Annotated in this window: 13 protein-coding genes and 1 pseudogene; all 14 read left to right on the top strand. The window is 46.2% G+C overall.

Translation table 11 applies throughout. From position 1 onward, the window contains the following. Positions 1–593 precede the first annotated feature (593 nt). The 14 genes and pseudogenes from D3222_RS12965 (at position 594) to D3222_RS12900 (ending at position 17,277) form a co-directional block, all read left to right on the top strand. Positions 594–2,729, top strand: a complete 2,136-nt coding sequence (locus D3222_RS12965; RefSeq protein WP_198672808.1) for a type I secretion system permease/ATPase — start codon at positions 594–596, stop codon at positions 2,727–2,729. 142 nt (positions 2,730–2,871) lie between these two features. Then, the gene (locus tag D3222_RS12960; protein ID WP_118986543.1) at positions 2,872–4,287 is read left to right on the top strand and encodes an HlyD family type I secretion periplasmic adaptor subunit; all 1,416 of its coding nucleotides are present in this window, start codon (positions 2,872–2,874) and stop codon (positions 4,285–4,287) included. A 129-nt stretch (positions 4,288–4,416) separates the two neighbouring features. Beyond that, positions 4,417–4,932: a DUF5625 family protein gene (locus D3222_RS12955; protein ID WP_118986542.1), complete on the top strand. Its 516-nt coding sequence runs from the start codon at positions 4,417–4,419 to the stop codon at positions 4,930–4,932. Between the two features lie 252 nt (positions 4,933–5,184). After that, complete coding sequence (locus D3222_RS12950; RefSeq protein WP_118986541.1) at positions 5,185–5,712, top strand: DUF5625 family protein; 528 nt, start codon at positions 5,185–5,187, stop codon at positions 5,710–5,712. Positions 5,713–5,770: 58 nt separating this feature from the next. Continuing rightward, the gene (locus D3222_RS12945) at positions 5,771–6,301 is read left to right on the top strand and encodes a DUF5625 family protein (RefSeq protein WP_118986540.1); all 531 of its coding nucleotides are present in this window, start codon (positions 5,771–5,773) and stop codon (positions 6,299–6,301) included. A 48-nt stretch (positions 6,302–6,349) separates the two neighbouring features. Beyond that, positions 6,350–6,880 carry a DUF5625 family protein gene (locus D3222_RS12940; protein WP_118986539.1) on the top strand — a complete coding sequence of 177 codons (531 nt, stop codon included), beginning with the start codon at positions 6,350–6,352 and terminating at the stop codon, positions 6,878–6,880. 58 nt (positions 6,881–6,938) lie between these two features. Further along, positions 6,939–7,457: a DUF5625 family protein gene (locus D3222_RS12935; protein WP_118986538.1), complete on the top strand. Its 519-nt coding sequence runs from the start codon at positions 6,939–6,941 to the stop codon at positions 7,455–7,457. 48 nt (positions 7,458–7,505) lie between these two features. Then, positions 7,506–8,036, top strand: coding sequence for a DUF5625 family protein (locus tag D3222_RS12930; RefSeq protein ID WP_118986537.1), 531 nt, complete (start codon positions 7,506–7,508; stop codon positions 8,034–8,036). Between the two features lie 34 nt (positions 8,037–8,070). After that, complete coding sequence (locus D3222_RS12925) at positions 8,071–14,292, top strand: S8 family serine peptidase (RefSeq protein WP_118986536.1); 6,222 nt, start codon at positions 8,071–8,073, stop codon at positions 14,290–14,292. A gap of 107 nt (positions 14,293–14,399) precedes the next feature. Next, positions 14,400–14,975 (top strand): DUF5625 family protein, encoded by a 576-nt coding sequence (locus tag D3222_RS12920; RefSeq protein ID WP_232832507.1) that lies wholly within the window; start codon positions 14,400–14,402, stop codon positions 14,973–14,975. A 58-nt stretch (positions 14,976–15,033) separates the two neighbouring features. Continuing rightward, complete coding sequence (locus D3222_RS12915; protein WP_118986535.1) at positions 15,034–15,555, top strand: DUF5625 family protein; 522 nt, start codon at positions 15,034–15,036, stop codon at positions 15,553–15,555. A 58-nt stretch (positions 15,556–15,613) separates the two neighbouring features. Beyond that, positions 15,614–16,128, top strand: a pseudogene (locus tag D3222_RS12910) (DUF5625 family protein). A gap of 48 nt (positions 16,129–16,176) precedes the next feature. Further along, positions 16,177–16,707 carry a DUF5625 family protein gene (locus tag D3222_RS12905; RefSeq protein ID WP_118986534.1) on the top strand — a complete coding sequence of 177 codons (531 nt, stop codon included), beginning with the start codon at positions 16,177–16,179 and terminating at the stop codon, positions 16,705–16,707. Between the two features lie 48 nt (positions 16,708–16,755). Continuing rightward, positions 16,756–17,277, top strand: a complete 522-nt coding sequence (locus D3222_RS12900) for a DUF5625 family protein (protein ID WP_118986533.1) — start codon at positions 16,756–16,758, stop codon at positions 17,275–17,277. Positions 17,278–17,312 lie beyond the last annotated feature (35 nt).

The raw sequence follows: 17,312 nt of genomic DNA, 5'->3' as shown, positions 1-17,312 counted from the left end.
TACCTTTAATGAACTTCCTGATTTGCCGTACTGACTTCGGTAAACATGTCTTTTGTTTTTGTAAAAAGTTCTCAATTGGGTGATTGAAAAATTCTTGTGCAGTGATCTAGCGATTATATTGACCTATTCAAGATAAATGTATCTTAAACCTACCTATGCCAAATTTTGGTTATTTTCCAATTGAAATATCTTTTCTTAGTCCTTCATGTTGATTGATTGTGAGTCGTAATCGTTCAGTCAGCAATACCGAGTAGTTTCATCGTGATGGCTATATACTGATCGATATCTTAATTTCACCGATTCAAGAGTCGTTACAATTACTGAATCAAATTGTTGATGTTTATATTTTGTTATCAATGTAAACAACAAAATTATAAATTTAATAAATTTTAATATTATTGTGTGGTTAATGTCACAGTTTGTGAATATATTAAATGAAATTTATTATTATTTGATGATATAAACGCCTAATTATATGAATTGTGATTTGTTTACTAAACGGATTACGGATATGTCTGGATAGCTTGCTAGGGGTGAGATGAATATCCAGATTTTTGATTTAAGGATTAAGTTGTCTGATGCAAGATAATGAAATGAGTACTGAGTCACCCCACTCTTCCCCGGAGCTGGATACCGGCCTGATTTGCTTGGCCATGTTGGCCAGGTTTCACAACATAGCTATATCGATTGAACAACTTTCACACGAATTTTCTACTTCCAACCAAGGTCTTACCTTGAAGGAGCTGCTGCTGGCTGCTCGTCATTCAGGGCTGAAAGCCAAGGCTGTACACACAACACTTGCCAGACTTGAACATACTCCATTGCCCGCCATTGCCATTGACAAAGATGGGAAGTTTTTTATTTTGGCTAAGCTGGATAAAGAACAGGCTCTGATTCAGGACCCACGTTCGGCGCGCCCAGAAGTTATCAGCTTCGAGGGGCTTGAGCAGCGTTGGACAGGGCAACTGGTGCTGGTGCGTTCCAGTAACAGTCTGTCCGGCGAGACTTCACGCTTTGACTTCACTTGGTTTATCCCGGCTATCGTCAAATACCGCAAGTTGTTGGGTGAAGTTTTGCTGGGGTCTTTTGCCTTGCAGCTATTTGCTCTGGTGACTCCGTTGTTCTTTCAGGTGGTCATGGACAAAGTACTGGTGCACCACGGCCTAACCACACTGGATGTTATCGCGACGGGATTGCTGGGTATCATGCTGTTCGAGTCGGCCCTGAGCGGTCTGCGTAGCTACGTGTTTACCCATACGACCAGCCGTATTGATGTGGAGTTGGGATCGAATCTGTTTCGGCACTTGATTAATCTGCCGCTGGCTTACTTCCAGGCCAGGAGAGTCGGTGATTCTGTGGCGCGTGTACGCGAACTGGAAAACATCCGCAGCTTCCTCACTGGCAACGCCATTACCCTGATGCTCGACGTGCTTTTTTCTCTAGTGTTCATCCTTGTGATGTTCTATTACAGCGGCTGGTTGACCCTCGTTGTGGTGTTATCATTGCCGCTCTATGCACTCGTTTCGGGGGTGGTTACACCTCTCTTGCGTAAGCGATTACAGGATAGCTTCACACGTAACGCCGAGAATCAGGCATTCCTTGTCGAAACGGTAAATGGCATCGATACCCTAAAATCAATGGCGGTTGAACCGCAGGCCATCCGCAAGTGGGACAACCAACTGGCGGCTTATGTTGCCGCAGGTTTCAAAACACAGACCTTATCCACTATCGCCAATGAAAGCGTCTCGCTTATTGGCAAGTTAGTGACGGTCGCCACACTCTGGCTCGGTGCGCGTCTCGTGATAGAGGGGCAGCTATCGGTGGGGGAATTGATCGCATTCAATATGCTGGCCGGTCGTGTCAGCGGCCCTATCATGCGTCTGGCGCAACTGTGGACCAGCTTCCAGCAGACTGGGGTCTCAGTGCAGCGTCTGGGAGACATCCTTAATTCCCGTACTGAATTGTCTCAGGCTACACGTAGCACGGTACCGCCGCTCAAGGGGCGGATAGAGTTCGAACAGGTGCATTTTCGTTATCGGGCTGATGGTTCTGAGGTGTTGCGCGGAATCAACTTGGCCATTGGCGCGGGAGAAATCATTGGTGTGGTGGGCCGCTCCGGTTCCGGTAAAAGCACCCTGACCCGCTTGTTGCAGCGGCTTTATGTTCCTGAGCGTGGACGGGTCATGGTCGATGGCATGGACTTGGCATTGGCTGATGTGTCCTCGCTGCGTCGGCAGATTGGTGTGGTGTTGCAGGACAATATGCTATTCAACCGCAGCATTCGTGAAAACATTGCCTTGAGCGATCCGGGTGCGCCGCTCGACGTGGTCATGCATGCCGCCCGTATGGCTGGAGCCCATGAATTCATCCTTGAACTGCCCGAAGGTTACGACACCATTGTGGGTGAGCACGGAGCGTCACTTTCGGGCGGTCAACGGCAACGGGTAGCCATTGCCCGAGCTTTGATCGGCAATCCTCGCATTTTGATTTTCGACGAGGCGACCAGTGCGCTGGACTACGAGTCTGAACGAGTGGTGCAGCAGAACATGCAAAGCATTTGCAAGGGGCGCACGGTCATCATTATCGCTCATCGGTTGTCCGCTGTACGCGACGCGCATCGTATCCTTGTGATGGATCGCGGGCAGATCGTTGAACAGGGGGCCCACGCCGAGTTACTGGCGCGTCAGGACGGCCACTATTCACGGTTGTATCAAATGCAGCAAGGCTAAGAGGCTTCCATTTCCCGGAAAGTGCGATGAAAACGGCTAATAACACAATCAACGGTTAATAACACAATCAATGGCTAATAACACAGTCAGAGGCAGAAGTGATCAAGATAAATATACTCCGATTCAAGGAAAATAATTTCGCATGAGCGCCACCCTCTCTTTATTGCAGCGTTATCGTCACGCGTGGAGTCAGTCTTGGCGCCAACGTAAAAGCATGGACGTGTCGCCGCGACTCGCTCATGAATTACAGTTTTTACCGACGGCTTTGGAGTTGCAGGAAACACCGGTTCACCCAGCACCGAGAATTTTCACCTGGAGCATTATGGGTTTCGCTGTATTGGCGTTGCTCTGGGCCTACATTGGCAAAATCGAGGTAGTGGCTATTGCCCCGGGAAAGGTCGTTCCCAATGGCAAGACCAAGTTGATTCAATCCAGCGAAACGGCGGTGGTCAGAGCGATCCACGTCAATGACGGTCAAACGGTGAAAGTCGGCGAGTTGTTGGTCGAACTCGACCCGACGGCGGCGAGCGCCGACGTCAGCCGGGTCCAGAGTGAGCTGCTGGCTGCTCGTATCGACAGTGCGCGGAGTGCCGCTATGCTTGATGCTATCAATCAGCAACAGTCGCCGGCGTCGCTGGTAGGGACGATTGCCAACGCCAACCCTGAGCAGGTGCTCAGTGCTCAGCGCTGGCTTCAAGGACAATACCAGGAATACCGCAGCAACCTAGAGTTGGTGGACGCAGAAATCCTCCAACGCAGCGCCGAAATTCAGTCTGCCCAGTCTCAGGTGGCTAGCCTGCGAAAAACGTTACCGATTGCTACGCGATTGGCTGAGGATTACCAACGGTTATTAACAAAACAGTATGTATCGCGGCATGCATATCTGGAAAAAGAGCAGACGCGATTGGATCTGCAACGCCAGTTAAGCGTACAGCAGGCCAGTGTCTTGCAGCACACCGCCGCTCGGGACGAAGCGCGACGTCGGCGTGAGGCTGTTGTTGCGCAAAATCGCCGCGCCATGCTCGACCTGCAACAGGAAGCCAACAAAAAAGCAGCAACCTTGGTTCAGGAGCTGGCGAAGGCCCGTTACCATGAAACCCTGACCAGCCTCAAAGCCCCGGTGGCTGGCACAGTTCAACAACTTGCTATCCATACCGTCGGTGGTGTGGTAACACCGGCACAGCCGCTGATGGTTATTGTTCCCGCAGACCAACCGGTAGAAGTGGAAGCCATGCTGGAAAACAAGGATGTGGGTTTCGTCCACGTTGGTCAACCGGTCACTGTCAAAGTGGAAACCTTCACTTTTACCAAGTACGGCACTGTTGACGGCGAAGTGCTCAACGTATCGAACGACGCTATCGAGGATGAAAAACGTGGGCTTATCTATAGCAGCCGTATTCGCTTGAAGTCTGATCACGTGCTGGTCAATGGTCAGCGAGTCGCGCTGTCTCCGGGCATGTCGATCACGGCAGAAATAAAAACCGATCAACGTCGAGTGATCGATTACTTCTTAAGCCCATTGCAGCAGCATCTGGATGAAAGCCTGAGAGAACGGTAAGAGAACGGCGGCTCGTGGGGGCAGCTCTGTGAACCCGGTTCGCTATACTCACCGTTTTCCGTGTTTGAGATAAGTTATTGTTAATGGTCAAAGGGTTTTTCGCAGTCTTACTTTGTTTGGAGTGACTTGATGAAAGTATTACGGGTACACGAAAGGTTCAAACACTGGCGCAATATTATTATTTTCATGAGTTGCACCTTATTAATGGCCTGTTCTAAGCCCATTGATATATATAAACCGATTGATGTAACGCGGTCTGGTCAATCAATCAAAATTGATTTTGAAATCAGCAAGATTAGAGAATATCGGGTTTCTCTGTTATTTGCGATTGGGGATAGTCAGGAGGAAAAAGAAAGGCGATCTGAGTTATTTCGTGCTCATGTTGATGGAGTTGCCATACCTATTACTTTTCGTCTGGTTAAAGACGGCAAAGTTCTTTTTGACGAGGAAATAAACACAGTGGGTGCAACGCTGGTGCATACCGTCCATTATAAAGAGAAAAAGATAGATACGGCGGTACGTACTATTGACATATTTCAGTTCACTCCCGGACATTACTCGATGGTAATTACCACTCTGGAAGATGTGCCAGCTTTTAATGGCATTGAGAGCTTTGTACATATTACGGATAGTGTATTCAGTTAATGGCATTGAGAGCTTTGTACATGTTACGGATAGTGTATTAAATGGTCAGTTCTACAATCTGTTATAGCAGCTCTATTCCCAGCGTTGAGAGTAGATAATATTAATCCGGTGGAGATTTTGACCGATTCTAAATTCAGTAATTATGCGCCTTCAGTAGGCGCATAAGCAGATATAAACTACCACCGATTTAATAATGCTTATTGAAGCACGATAAGTATAAACAAAGAAAATATTAAAATTTGGAGTGACGTGATGAAAATATTACGGGTAAATGAAAGGTTAAAAAACTGGCGCAATATTATGATTTTTTTAAGTTGTGCCTGGTTAGTGGCATGTTCTGAGCCCATCAATATATACAGACCGATTGATGTGTCGCATTTGGGTCAATCCGTCGAGGTTAATTTTGAACTCAGCAAGAGAAAGGCTGGAGATTATCAGTTTGCCTTGCTGTTTGCTACTGGGCGTGGTCTTGATGAAATGAGAAGGCGGGATAAGTTGTTTGGGAGTATTGATAAGGACGGGATTGCAATCCCCGTTTCGCTTCGTCTGGTTAAGGACGGCAAGGTTTTTCTTGACGAGAAAATAAATGCTGTGGGAAGCGGTTGGGGGAGTACAGTCTATTACAAAGAGAGAAGGGTAAATACGACGGTGCGAAACATTAAAATACTGGAGTTACCTCCCGGACGTTACTCTGCGGTAATTACTACCCTGGAGGATGTCCCCGCTTTTAATGGCATTGAGAGTTTTTTAGAGCTTGCGTATTTTAATCCGAAGATTTAAGAAGGTTTAAAATGGTATCGGTATAAACAAAGGAAATATCAAAATTGGGAGTGATGAAATGAAAGTATTACAGGTACACGAAAGGTTAAAAAACTGGCGAAATATTATTATTTTTATGATCTGCACCTTATTAATGGCATGTTCTAAGTACATTGATACTATATACAAACCGATTGATGTGCCGCATTTTGGGCAATCCGTTGAGATTAATTTTGAACTCAGCAAGCGCAAAGCTGGAAATTATCAGTTTGCCTTGCTGTTTGCTAATGGGGATGGTTTCTATGAAATGCAAAGGCGAGATAAGTTGTTCGGAAATATTGATAAGGATGGGGTTTCCGTCCCCGTTTCGCTTCGTCTGGTTAAAGACGGCAAGGTTTTTTTTGATAAGGAAATAAATACGGTGGGAAGCGAAGGAATACGATCCTTTTATTACAACGAGAGAAGGGTAAATACGACGGTGCGTGATATTAAAACACTTATATTACCCCCTGGACGTTACTCTGTGGTAATTACCACCCTGGAGGATGTCCCTGCTTTTAATGGAATTGAGAGTTTTGTCGAGTTCACTTATTTTAATCCTAAGATTTAAACGGGTATTAATATAAACAAAGGAAATATCAAAATTTGGAGTGATGAAATGAAAATGTTACAGGTATATGAAAGATTTAAAAATTGGCGAAATATTATTGTTTTTATGAGCTGTACATTATTAATGGCCTGCTCTAAGCACATTGAGACTATACGCAAACCAATTGATGTGTCGCATTCTGGTCAATCCGTCGAGGTTAATTTTGAACTCAGCAAGAGAAAGGCTGGAGATTATCAGTTTGCCCTGCTGTTTTCCACTGGCCGTAGTCATGATGAAAGGGAACGACTACGTAAGTTGTTTGGAAATATTGATCATGATGGAGTGGCAATTCCTGTTTCGCTTCGTCTGGTTAAGGACGGCAAGGTTTTTCTTGACGAGAAAATAAATGCGGTGGGGCTTGATGGGTGGAAATCTTTCTATTACGAAATGAGATTGGTAAATACGGCGGTGAGAGAAATTAAAACATTTTCGTTACCCCCCGGACGTTACTCTGCGGTAATTACCACCCTGGAGGATGTCCCTGCTTTTAATGGAATTGAGAGTTTTGTCGAGTTCACTTATTACAATCCGAAAATTTAAGAAGATTTAAAATGGTATCGGTATAAACAAAGGAAATATTAAAATTTGGAGTGATGAAATGAAAGTATTACAGGTACACGAAAGGTTAAAAAACTGGCGAAATATTATTATTTTTATGAGCTGTACCTTATTAATGGCATGCTCTAAGTTCATTGATATATACAGACCAATTGACGTATCGAAGTCTGGTCAATCAGTAAAAATTGATTTTGAAATCAGCAAGGTTGGAGATTATCAGTTTGCTCTGCTGTTTGATAAAGGGGATGATGATGAAATGAAAAGGCGGCTTGAATTATTCGGTTATATTGATAAGGACGGAGTTATAACCCCCGTTTCGCTTCATTTGGTTAGAAACGGAGAGGTTTTTTTTGACGAGAAAATAAACGCAGGGGGACGTAGCTGGGGACGTAGCTTTGATTTCGAAGGGAGAAGGATAACTACGGCTGTGCGAGAAATTAAAACACTTTCGTTACCTCCTGGGCGTTATTCTGCTGTCATTACCACCTTGGAGGATGTCCCCGCTTTTAATGGCATTGAGAGTTTTGTAGAGCTCACTTATTTCAAGCCGAAGATTTAAACGGGTATTAATATAAACAAAGAAAATATCAAAATTTTGAGTGAAGAAATGAAAATATTACAAGTACACGAAAGGTTAAAAAACTGGCGAAATATTATTGTTTTTATGAGTTGCACCTTATTAATGGCCTGCTCTAAGCACATTGAGACTATACGCAAACCGATTGATGTGTCGCATTCTGGTCGAACCGTCGAGATTAATTTTGAACTCAGCAAGAGACAGGCTGGAGATTATCAGTTTGCCCTGCTGTTTGCTACCACGGATGATTATGATGAAATGAAAAGGAGATTTAAGTTGTTCGGGAATATTGATCATGATGGGGTTGCAATCCCCATTTCGTTCCGTCTAGTTAAAGATGGTAATATTTTTTTTGACAAGGAAATAAACGTAGTGAGGCTTGATGGTGTGCAAGCCTTCTATTATGAAGAGAGAAGGATAAATACGGCTGTGCGAGAAATTAAAACACTTTCGTTACCCTCCGGACGTTATTCTGCGGTAATTACTACATTGGAAGATGTCTCTGCTTTTAATGGCATTCAGGGTTTTGTACAGCTCACATATTTTAATCCGAAGATTTAAAATGGTATTAATATAAACAAAGGAAATATCAACAGTGGCAAAGAACTATACTGTAACATATAAGGTTGCTCCGATGGGGGCGAAATATATTTATCAGGCTGATAAGGGAAAGCACAAGGCGGGAGACGTACATTCTTCATCCGGCGGTCATATGTGGTATGTTTTAAATGACGGGGACGGAAATAAAAAGAGTGTTGGTTTCGAGTCAGTGTATGATGAAATGTCTGGCGAAGGGAAGATAACCAATTTTGATAATGCTGCCTACCAACAAACTTCTTATGAAGTTACCGTAGCCTTAACTGAAGATCAGTACAACAAGTTAAGCAAATTTTCACAAAATCCAAAGCCAGAAGAATTTGATGTTGAGCGTTACAGGTTGCTCACCAACAGTTGCGTGGATTTCGTGTTTGCATCATTAAAGGTCATTGGATACAGTCGTAAAGATTTTTTTGGATTCAGTCGTAAAGATTTTCAAGGAGATCTGTGGCCTAATAATAATGTTGATGATTTGCAGAAGATGTTTACTAAGCATGGAGCTCAAATCATTCGTGACAACCTGACTCGTCATGGTGAGTATTATGAAGAAAAAGGCGGCATGCAATGTTTATGGCTTGGAGTAGACGACATACATACTCGCCCACCATCGACAAATTTGATTAACATTGATATCAAGCCCTCTCCACAACCCCAGCGGCAGATTCAGGGAGAAAGTAAGGCTCAGCAGGATGTCACCAACGGTTATATCCAAAATTCAGCGACCCATAAAATATTCACCCTCGCGGGCATTCTCAATAAAACCGATTTCGCTTCAACACAGATGGCTAGCCTTGCCACAGGCGGCATTCGTCCTGGTGAAATGCAGCTCGACCCTAATGTCCGGCCCAACGCCTATTTATCGCAGTTCTACCTCGACCTGACCTTGAACAGCAATAAACAGGATACCAGCCTGCGCAACGCTGTGACGTTGAACGGCTTGTCGGCGATGACAACGTTTAACACTTATGTTGACCCGCTGTTATTGGATCTGAGCGGCAATGGTGTGCACATGACCGACATTCGTGACGGCGTGCTGTTCGACATGGATAACAGCGGCACGCTTAAGCGCAGCGGCTGGGCGGATCGCAATACCGGGATATTGGTGATCGACGATGGTAGCGGTCAGATAAAAAATGCCAGCCAGATGTTCTCCGAATACTACGGTGGTAAGGCCGGAATAAACGGTGCCGCGGGCGAAAAAAAATTCAAGGAGGGTTTCGGTGCTTTAGCCAGTGAAGATGCCAATAAAGACGGAGTGATTGATCAGACTGACCCGATCTGGAGCAAGCTGCGGGTTTGGGTCGATAGTACCCGCGATGCGAAAGTCGGTGTAGGCGAACTCAAGACACTGGCGGAATTGGGTATTACCCAGATAAACGTCCGGGCTTCGAACAAAACGGAAGTCCGTGATGGGAATAAAGTTGTTGCCAGTGGGTCGTTTACTATCAATGGTAAAACTCAGGAAATGCTAGCCGTTGATTTTCTTGGTGATACCGTTAGCAACACCCTGAGCACTCAGGGGGCTGGTACGAAAGTGACTTCCACCACCAACGATATCACTACCACGGCTTACGCCAGCCAGAGTGAAACAGATGAAACCCTAAATGCTGAGCAACTGGGAGTAAGCAATCTGTATGGTGGCAGCGGCAATGATACGTTGATTGCGGCAAAAACTGGTAGCTGGCTGGTCGGGGGCGCAGGGAACAATACCTATGTCGGTGGTGTCGGCGATGACGTTTTTGTCATCAGCGCTTCTGACGATACGAAAAACATTCACGGCAATGGCGGGCACGATACGGCGATCATTGTCGGCAAAAAAGGCGTGGAGCTGAACATGGCTCAAGCCGGTTTAACTATGGCTCAAGGCGGGAGCGGCAGTGATGTCATCAGAAGCGGTGGAGCCAATGGTGTCTTTATCAAGGGCGGTTCTGGTGATTCGGTGCTGGTCGGTGGCATGGGTAACGACGTCCTAGTCGGCGGCAGCGGGCACAACACTATCATTGGTGGCAGTGGCAAGTCGGTTATTTATGCCGGTCCTCAGGGTGACACAATCTATGCTTCCGAAGGCGGCAGCATTATTCACGCTGGCGGCGGCGATGATAAGATTTTTGGAGGCTTTGGTGACGACGTGATCGAAGTGGGGCACGGCAATGCTACGATTGATGGGGATGGTGGGATCAACATCGTCAGCCTGCACGGTAATCACGGCGACTATCGCATCACCCGTACTGACAGCGGATATATCGTGGCCGACAAGGTCGCCGGACGTGACGGCACGGTAACGCTGAAAAATATCCAGAAACTTAATTTTTCAGATATTTCGGCTGTTGATTTACAAATACCTGATGCTATGCCTGTCGAGGATGTCCTTACCCACGACAAGGACGGCAAGATTTTTGATCGTACTCAGCCACATCTGATTTCCGCAGAAAGTCTGTTGGCTAACGATCAACACCTTAACAGTCAGGGAGCCTTGCGCATTGCCAATGTTGGTGATGCGATAGGTGGTACGGTCAAACTCACAGCCCAAGGCGATGTCTTGTTTACGCCGGACCCGCGTTACACTGGCCTGATCAGCTTCAAATACGGTGTCACTGATGCGGCCGGTAATCCTTCGGCATCGGTAGTAGACCTGAACAGCGGGGAGACTGCGCCGATGCGTGCTCCTGTCACATTACTGACCCCGGAAGTTCCTCTCGATCCATTGGCTGCTCAGCAATGGTATCTGAGCGATGCCAACATTCTGCCGGTCTGGAAGGACTACACCGGCAAGGGGGTACGCATTGGTCAGTTCGAGCCGGGCGGTAAGTTTGCCACCGCGCCTGAAATCTTTGATATCAATCACCCTGACCTTGCGGCGAATGTCGATAAAGCTTGGTTGCAGACTCAACAAACCAATGGCGCCTTGCCGGACGTGGTCTCCAACCACGCGACAATGGTGGCGGGTGTGATGGTCGCGGCAAAGAATAGTACAGGCGGCGTCGGGGTTGCCCATGATGCTACGTTGGGCGGCTATTATCTGGCTAATGACGGTGCTGATCTTGCGGGACTGGGGCATATGGTCAGTTTTGACGTTGCTAACAATAGCTGGGGATTTACCAACGATTTCGCGCTCAGCAGCTTTCAGGATGGCTCTATAAATACCGCCGCGTCGCTGAGTATGAATGCGCAGTACGCAGCGGCTAATGGTCGTGGCGGATTGGGTACCGTTATCGTGACGGCGGGCGGCAACAATCGTGCAGAAGGCGGCAATGCCCAAGGGTCGCTGACCAATAACAACCGCTTTTCGGTGGAAGTCGGTGCAATTAACGCACAGGGCGATTTATCGACTTTGCAGATTGGTTCCTCACCATTCTCCAATCCGGGAGCTAGCCTGTTGGTTTCGGCGCCGGGCAGCAATGTCGTGTCTACCAGCCATATGCTGAAAACCGAACGTGGCTCAACTTTCGGCAATGACTACACCAGCATGCAAGGCACCAGCTTTGCCGCTCCGATAATTTCCGGTGTTGTTGCGCTGATGCTTGAGGCCAACCCGAACTTAGGTTATCGGGATGTGCAGCAGATCCTTGCTCTATCCGCTCGCAAGATCAATGACCCATCTACCAAATGGAACGATAATAACAGCCATAGCTGGAATGGCGGCGGCATGCATACCAGCAACGATTACGGTTTTGGTCAAGTCGATGCGCGAGCCGCTGTTCGTTTGGCCGAGTCTTGGATGACTCAAAGCACCGCTGCCAACGAGTACGTCTATAGCGCATCCAGCGGCCCTCTGGGGAAAACCTTGGCTGCGGGTGGGACGCTGACGTCGTCTATCGCCATGAATGCCGGTCTGAATGTCGAGCATGTCGAGATCGATTTTGACGCCCAAGTAGGCCGTCTTGGCGATCTAACGCTCAAACTGATCTCTCCCGATGGCACTCAGAGCCTATTGCTCAATCGTCAAGGTAAGGTTCCAGACGGCATGCCGGGCGCGAGTGCGAGCGATCTGGGTAGTAGCCAGTCGGGGACGTTCAAGTACAGCTTTATGTCGACCCATGATTTTGGCGAACGCTCGGCTGGCAACTGGACCCTCCAAGTGACCGATGCGAATTCCGGCCTGCCGGTTACATTAAATGGCTGGTCGCTACGTTTGTACGGCAGTAAGAGCACCCCGGATGACACTTACTTTTACACCGACGAATATATCCAGTCGGTGGTCGGTCAGGCCAACCGCGCGGTGTTGGATGACGCGGTCAATGGCGTAGCGGGTGGGCGTAATACCCTCAATGCGGCGGCTGTTTCGCGGGATACCTCAGTCAACTTGCTAACCGGTGTTGCCAGTATTGGCGGCGCAGCGTTGACGATAAAGGATCCGTCGGGCATTCAGAACATTATCACCGGCGATGGCAACGATATGCTGGTTGCGGGTAATGCCGATGCATTGCTTGATGGCGGGCGTGGAAACAACACACTGGCAGGCGGTGCGGGTAAGGACTTCTTTGTGGTCCACCGCCGTGAGACAGGCAGCGATATCATCAGCAACTTCGAGGCCGCTCGTGGCGAAATCATCGATCTGGTCGGATTTGGAGGCAAAACATTTGCCGATCTGTTGCTGACGCAGCAGGGGGCGGATGTTAAGGTCGATCTGGATAAGGGGCAGAGTATTGTCCTGAAAAATCAGACACTCGCCGGGATCGGTGCGGCGAACTTCAAGTTCCAGAACACCTTTATCGCCCCGATGGCTTACACGAGTAGTGACGCCTCAACGCTCCAGCCACAAGAAGGTTTGGGAACCGTGATCCTCAAGGGCGGCGGTAAGGGCGTCATGCTTACTAGCGATGCTCAGGGTCAGATGAAATTTAGCCTGAATGGGACAATCTATAGTCATGACAGTGCGGCGTCAGATGTTTTCGTAGTGGCTGCCCAACCGGGCGTTAAGAACTACCAGAATGCATTACGTGGATTCCGTCACGGCATTGATAAAATTGATTTGCGTCAAACCGGAATCACTGATTTCAGCCAACTCACCATCGCTAAGAGTCATCGTGGCACGATCAACGGCCTGTCACAAATTCATGGCGTTGACGTTACCTTTAATGGGGCCAGCGGTAGTGATTCAAACGTGAAGTTGCTGTATCTCGATACCCTGGATATTTCGCAGGTCGATGCGGCCGATTTTCTCTTTGCGGAGCCTTCGCCGGATTTGGTGCCAACAGTCGGACCCGTGGTGACGCAATCTCCTGATAAACCGACGGTGACTTTCCCGGACGCATTAACACCGATCACTATTCCTCAGTGGGAACCGATTAAGTTTGAACCGTTCACTTTTCCTAAAGTTGAACCGATTGATATGTCTAAGTTTGAACGGGCTGTTACCCCTGAGCGGGAAGCGATCAGTATCCCTCCTTTTGAACTACACCTAATGCCCCGCGTTCCGAAAATCGAGCCAGCGGTGGAACCTACACCAGTGACTACTGATCCTAATTCCATTACGGTCGAAGTCCCCTTTGGCGAGGTTACTTTGGGGGACGAGAGCAAGACTATCAATGTGGAAGCTATAGGTGGCAAAGTGGTTGCCGGCAGCGGTGATAACAAGGTTAATGTGACGGGACGGATGTCCAATATCACGCTAGGTAATGGTAACAATGTCATTGTCGGCAATGTCGACAAACTCACAGTCGGACATGGCAACAATACCATTAAAGCGTCGGGAACCTTCACGAAAGTAAAAGTCGGGGATGGTCATAACCATATCGTGACCAAAGGTGAGATGTCGACGGTAGACGTAGGGAATGGTGATAACCATATCGTGACCAGCGGTATGATGTTGAAAGTGAAAGTCGGGGATGGTCATAACAATATTGTGACTAGTGGCACTATGTCGACGGTAGAAGTCGGGCATGGGGACAACGATTTGGAATTTAGTGGTGAGATGGGGAACTTGGTGTTCGGAAAGGATATCAGCCCTGAGCGTCTGTGGTTCCAGCATGAAGGGCAGGATCTGCAAATTTCGGTCATTGGCAGCAAGCAGGAGGTAACGCTGCATAATTGGTATTCCAGTCACCCCGAACGACCAGGTAGTATCATGGCCGGTAACGGTCATCGGTTGATGGACAGTGATGTCGAACACCTTGTTCAGGCTATGGCTGCATTCGCGCCGCCAGCGCCTGCGACCGCAATGCTCGGCGATGTCGAACAACAGCGGCTGCAACCTGTACTGGCCGCCAACTGGCACTGATCGGTAACAAGGCCCGCGATGGTTATCGCGGGTCTTCATAAATAGGTGAATCGCGTCGTTTAAATGTAAGTGCCCCATATGAGGATTTCTGTCTTTCGACAGGCAAAATGTCTAACTTTTGGGGCGCGCTTTCATCATTTAATATGAATGGAAAATACAAAATAACCATTTATTTAATCGCCAAGTATGTCAGTCAGTGTGGAATTAAAAACAGATTAATAGCGTTGCACTTATTAATGGCATGTTCTAAGCCCATTGATATATACAGACCGATTGATGTAACGAGGTCTGGTCAATCAATCAAAATTGATTTTGAAATCAGCAAGAAAGGAAATTATCAGTTTGCCCTGTTGTTTGATAAAGGGGATGACTATGAGGAAATGAAAAGGCGGCTTGAGTTGTTTGGAGATATTGATAGGAACGGGATAATAACCCCTGTTTCACTTCAGATAGTTAAAGATGGAAAGGTTTTCTTTGATGAGAAAATAAACGCTGGGGGATATGGCTGGGGACGTACCTTCGATTACGAAGAAAGGAGTATAACCACGGCGGTGCGAGAAATTAAAACATTTTCGTTATCTCCCGGACGCTACTCTGCGGTAATTACCACCCTGGAGGATGTACCTGTTTTTAATGGTATTGAGAGTTTTGTCGAGCTCACCCATTACGATCCGAAGATTTAATAAGATTTAAAATGGTATCAGTATAAACAAAGAAAATATCAAAATTGGGAGTGACGTGATGAAAGTATTACGGGTACATGAAAGGTTAAAAAACTGGCGCAATATTATGATTTTTTTAAGTTGTGCCTGGTTAGTGGCATGTTCTGAGCCCATCAATATATACAGACCGATTGACGTGTCGAAGTCTGGTCAGTCAGTCAAAATTGATTTTGAAATCAGAAAGAAAGGAGATTATCAGTTTGCCCTGCTGTTTGCTAGAGGGCATGGTCATGATGAAATGAACAGGCGAGATGAGTTATTTGGGAGTATTGATGATGACGGGATGACAACTCCCGTTTCGCTTCATTTGGTTAGAAACGGCCAGGTTTTCTTTGACAAGAAAATAAACGCAGGGGGATATGCTTGGGGGCACGCTTTCTATTACGAAGAGAGAAGGGTAAATACGGTTGTGCGAGAAATTAAAACATTTTCGTTACCCCCCGGACGTTACTCTGCGGTAATTACCACCCTGGAGGATGTCCCTGATTTTAATGGCATTGAGAGTTTTGTAGAGCTCACCTATTTTAATCCTAAGATTTAAGAAGATTTAAAATGGTATCGGTATAAACAAAGGAAATATTAAAATTTGGAGTGATGAAATGAAAATATTACAGGTATATGAAAGATTTAAAAATTGGCGAAATATTATTGTTTTTATGAGCTGTACATTATTAATGGCATGTTCTAAGTACATTGATACTATATACAAACCGATTGATGTGCCGCATTTTGGGCAATCCGTTGAGATTAATTTTGAACTCAGTAAGCGAAAGGCTGGGGATTATCAGTTTGCTCTGCTGTTTGATAAAGGGGATGATGATGAAATGAAAAGGCGGCTTGAATTATTCGGTAGTATTGATAAGGACGGAGTGATAACCCCCGTTTCGCTTCATTTGGTTAGAAACGGCGAGGTTTTTTTGACGAGAAAATAAACGCAGGGGGACGTAGCTTCGATTACGAAGGGAGAAGTATAACTACGGCTGTGCGAGAAATTAAAACATTTTCGTTACCCCCCGGACGTTACTCTGCTGTCATTACCACCCTGGAGGATGTCCCCGATTTTAATAGCATTGAGAGTTTTGTAGAGCTCACTTATTTTAATCCTAAGATTTAAACGGGTATTAATATAAACAAAGAAAATATCAAAATTGGGAGTGACGTGATGAAATTATTACAGGTTTATGAAAGGTTTAAAAACTGGCGCAACATTATTATTTTTATGAGCTGCACCTTATTAATGGCATGCTCTAAGCACATTGAGACTATACGCAAACCGATTGATGTGTCGCATTCTGGTCAATCCGTCGAGATTAATTTTGAACTCAGCAAGAGACAGGCTGGAGATTATCAGTTTGCTCTGCTGTTTGCTACCACGGATGATTATGATGAAATGGACAGGAGATTTAAGTTGTTCGGGAATATTGATCATGATGGGGTTGCAATCCCCATTTCGTTCCGTCTAGTTAAAGATGGTAAGATTTTTTTTGACAAGGAAATAAACGTAGTGAGGTTTGATGGTGTGGAAGCCTTCTATTATGAAGAGAGAAGGATAAATACGGCTGTGCGAGAAATTAAAACACTTTCGTTACCCCCTGGGCGTTATTCTGCTGTCATTACCACCTTGGAGGATGTCCCCGCTTTTAATGGCATTGAGAGTTTTGTAGAGCTCATCTATTTTAATCCGAAGATTTAAAATGGTATCGGTATAAACAAAGGAAATATCAAAATTTGGAGTGACGTGATGAAGATATTACGGGTACATGAAAGGTTTAAAAATTGGCGAAATATTATTATTTTTATGAGCTGTACATTATTAATGGCTTGCTCTAAGTTCATTGATATATACAAACCGATTGATGTGACGCAGTCTGGTCAGTCAGTCAAAATTGATTTTGAAATCAGCAAGGGAGGAAATTATCAGTTTGTCCTGCTGTTTGCTAGAGGAGATGGTCATGATGAAATGAACAGGAGAGATGAGTTATTTGGGAGTATTGATGATGACGGGGTGACAACTCCCGTTTCTCTTCATCTGGTTAGAAACGGCGAGGTTTTTTTTGATGAAAAAATAAACGCCGGGGGATACGATGGGGGGCAGTCCTTCTATTACGAAGAGAGAAGGGTAAATACGGCTGTGCGAGAAATTAAGACATTTTCGTTACCCCCCGGACGTTACTCTGCGGTAATTACTACCCTGGAGGATGTCCCTGCTTTTAATGACATCGAGAGTTTTGTTGAGTTTGCGTATTTTAATCCGAAGATTTAAGGCGATTTAAAATGGTATCAGTATAAACAAAGGAA

The organism is Photorhabdus sp. CRCIA-P01, from assembly GCF_003545805.1.
Lineage (GTDB): Bacteria > Pseudomonadota > Gammaproteobacteria > Enterobacterales > Enterobacteriaceae > Photorhabdus > Photorhabdus antumapuensis.
Note: the sequence above shows the minus strand (reverse complement) of the source record. Positions and strands in the feature narration are given on the sequence as shown.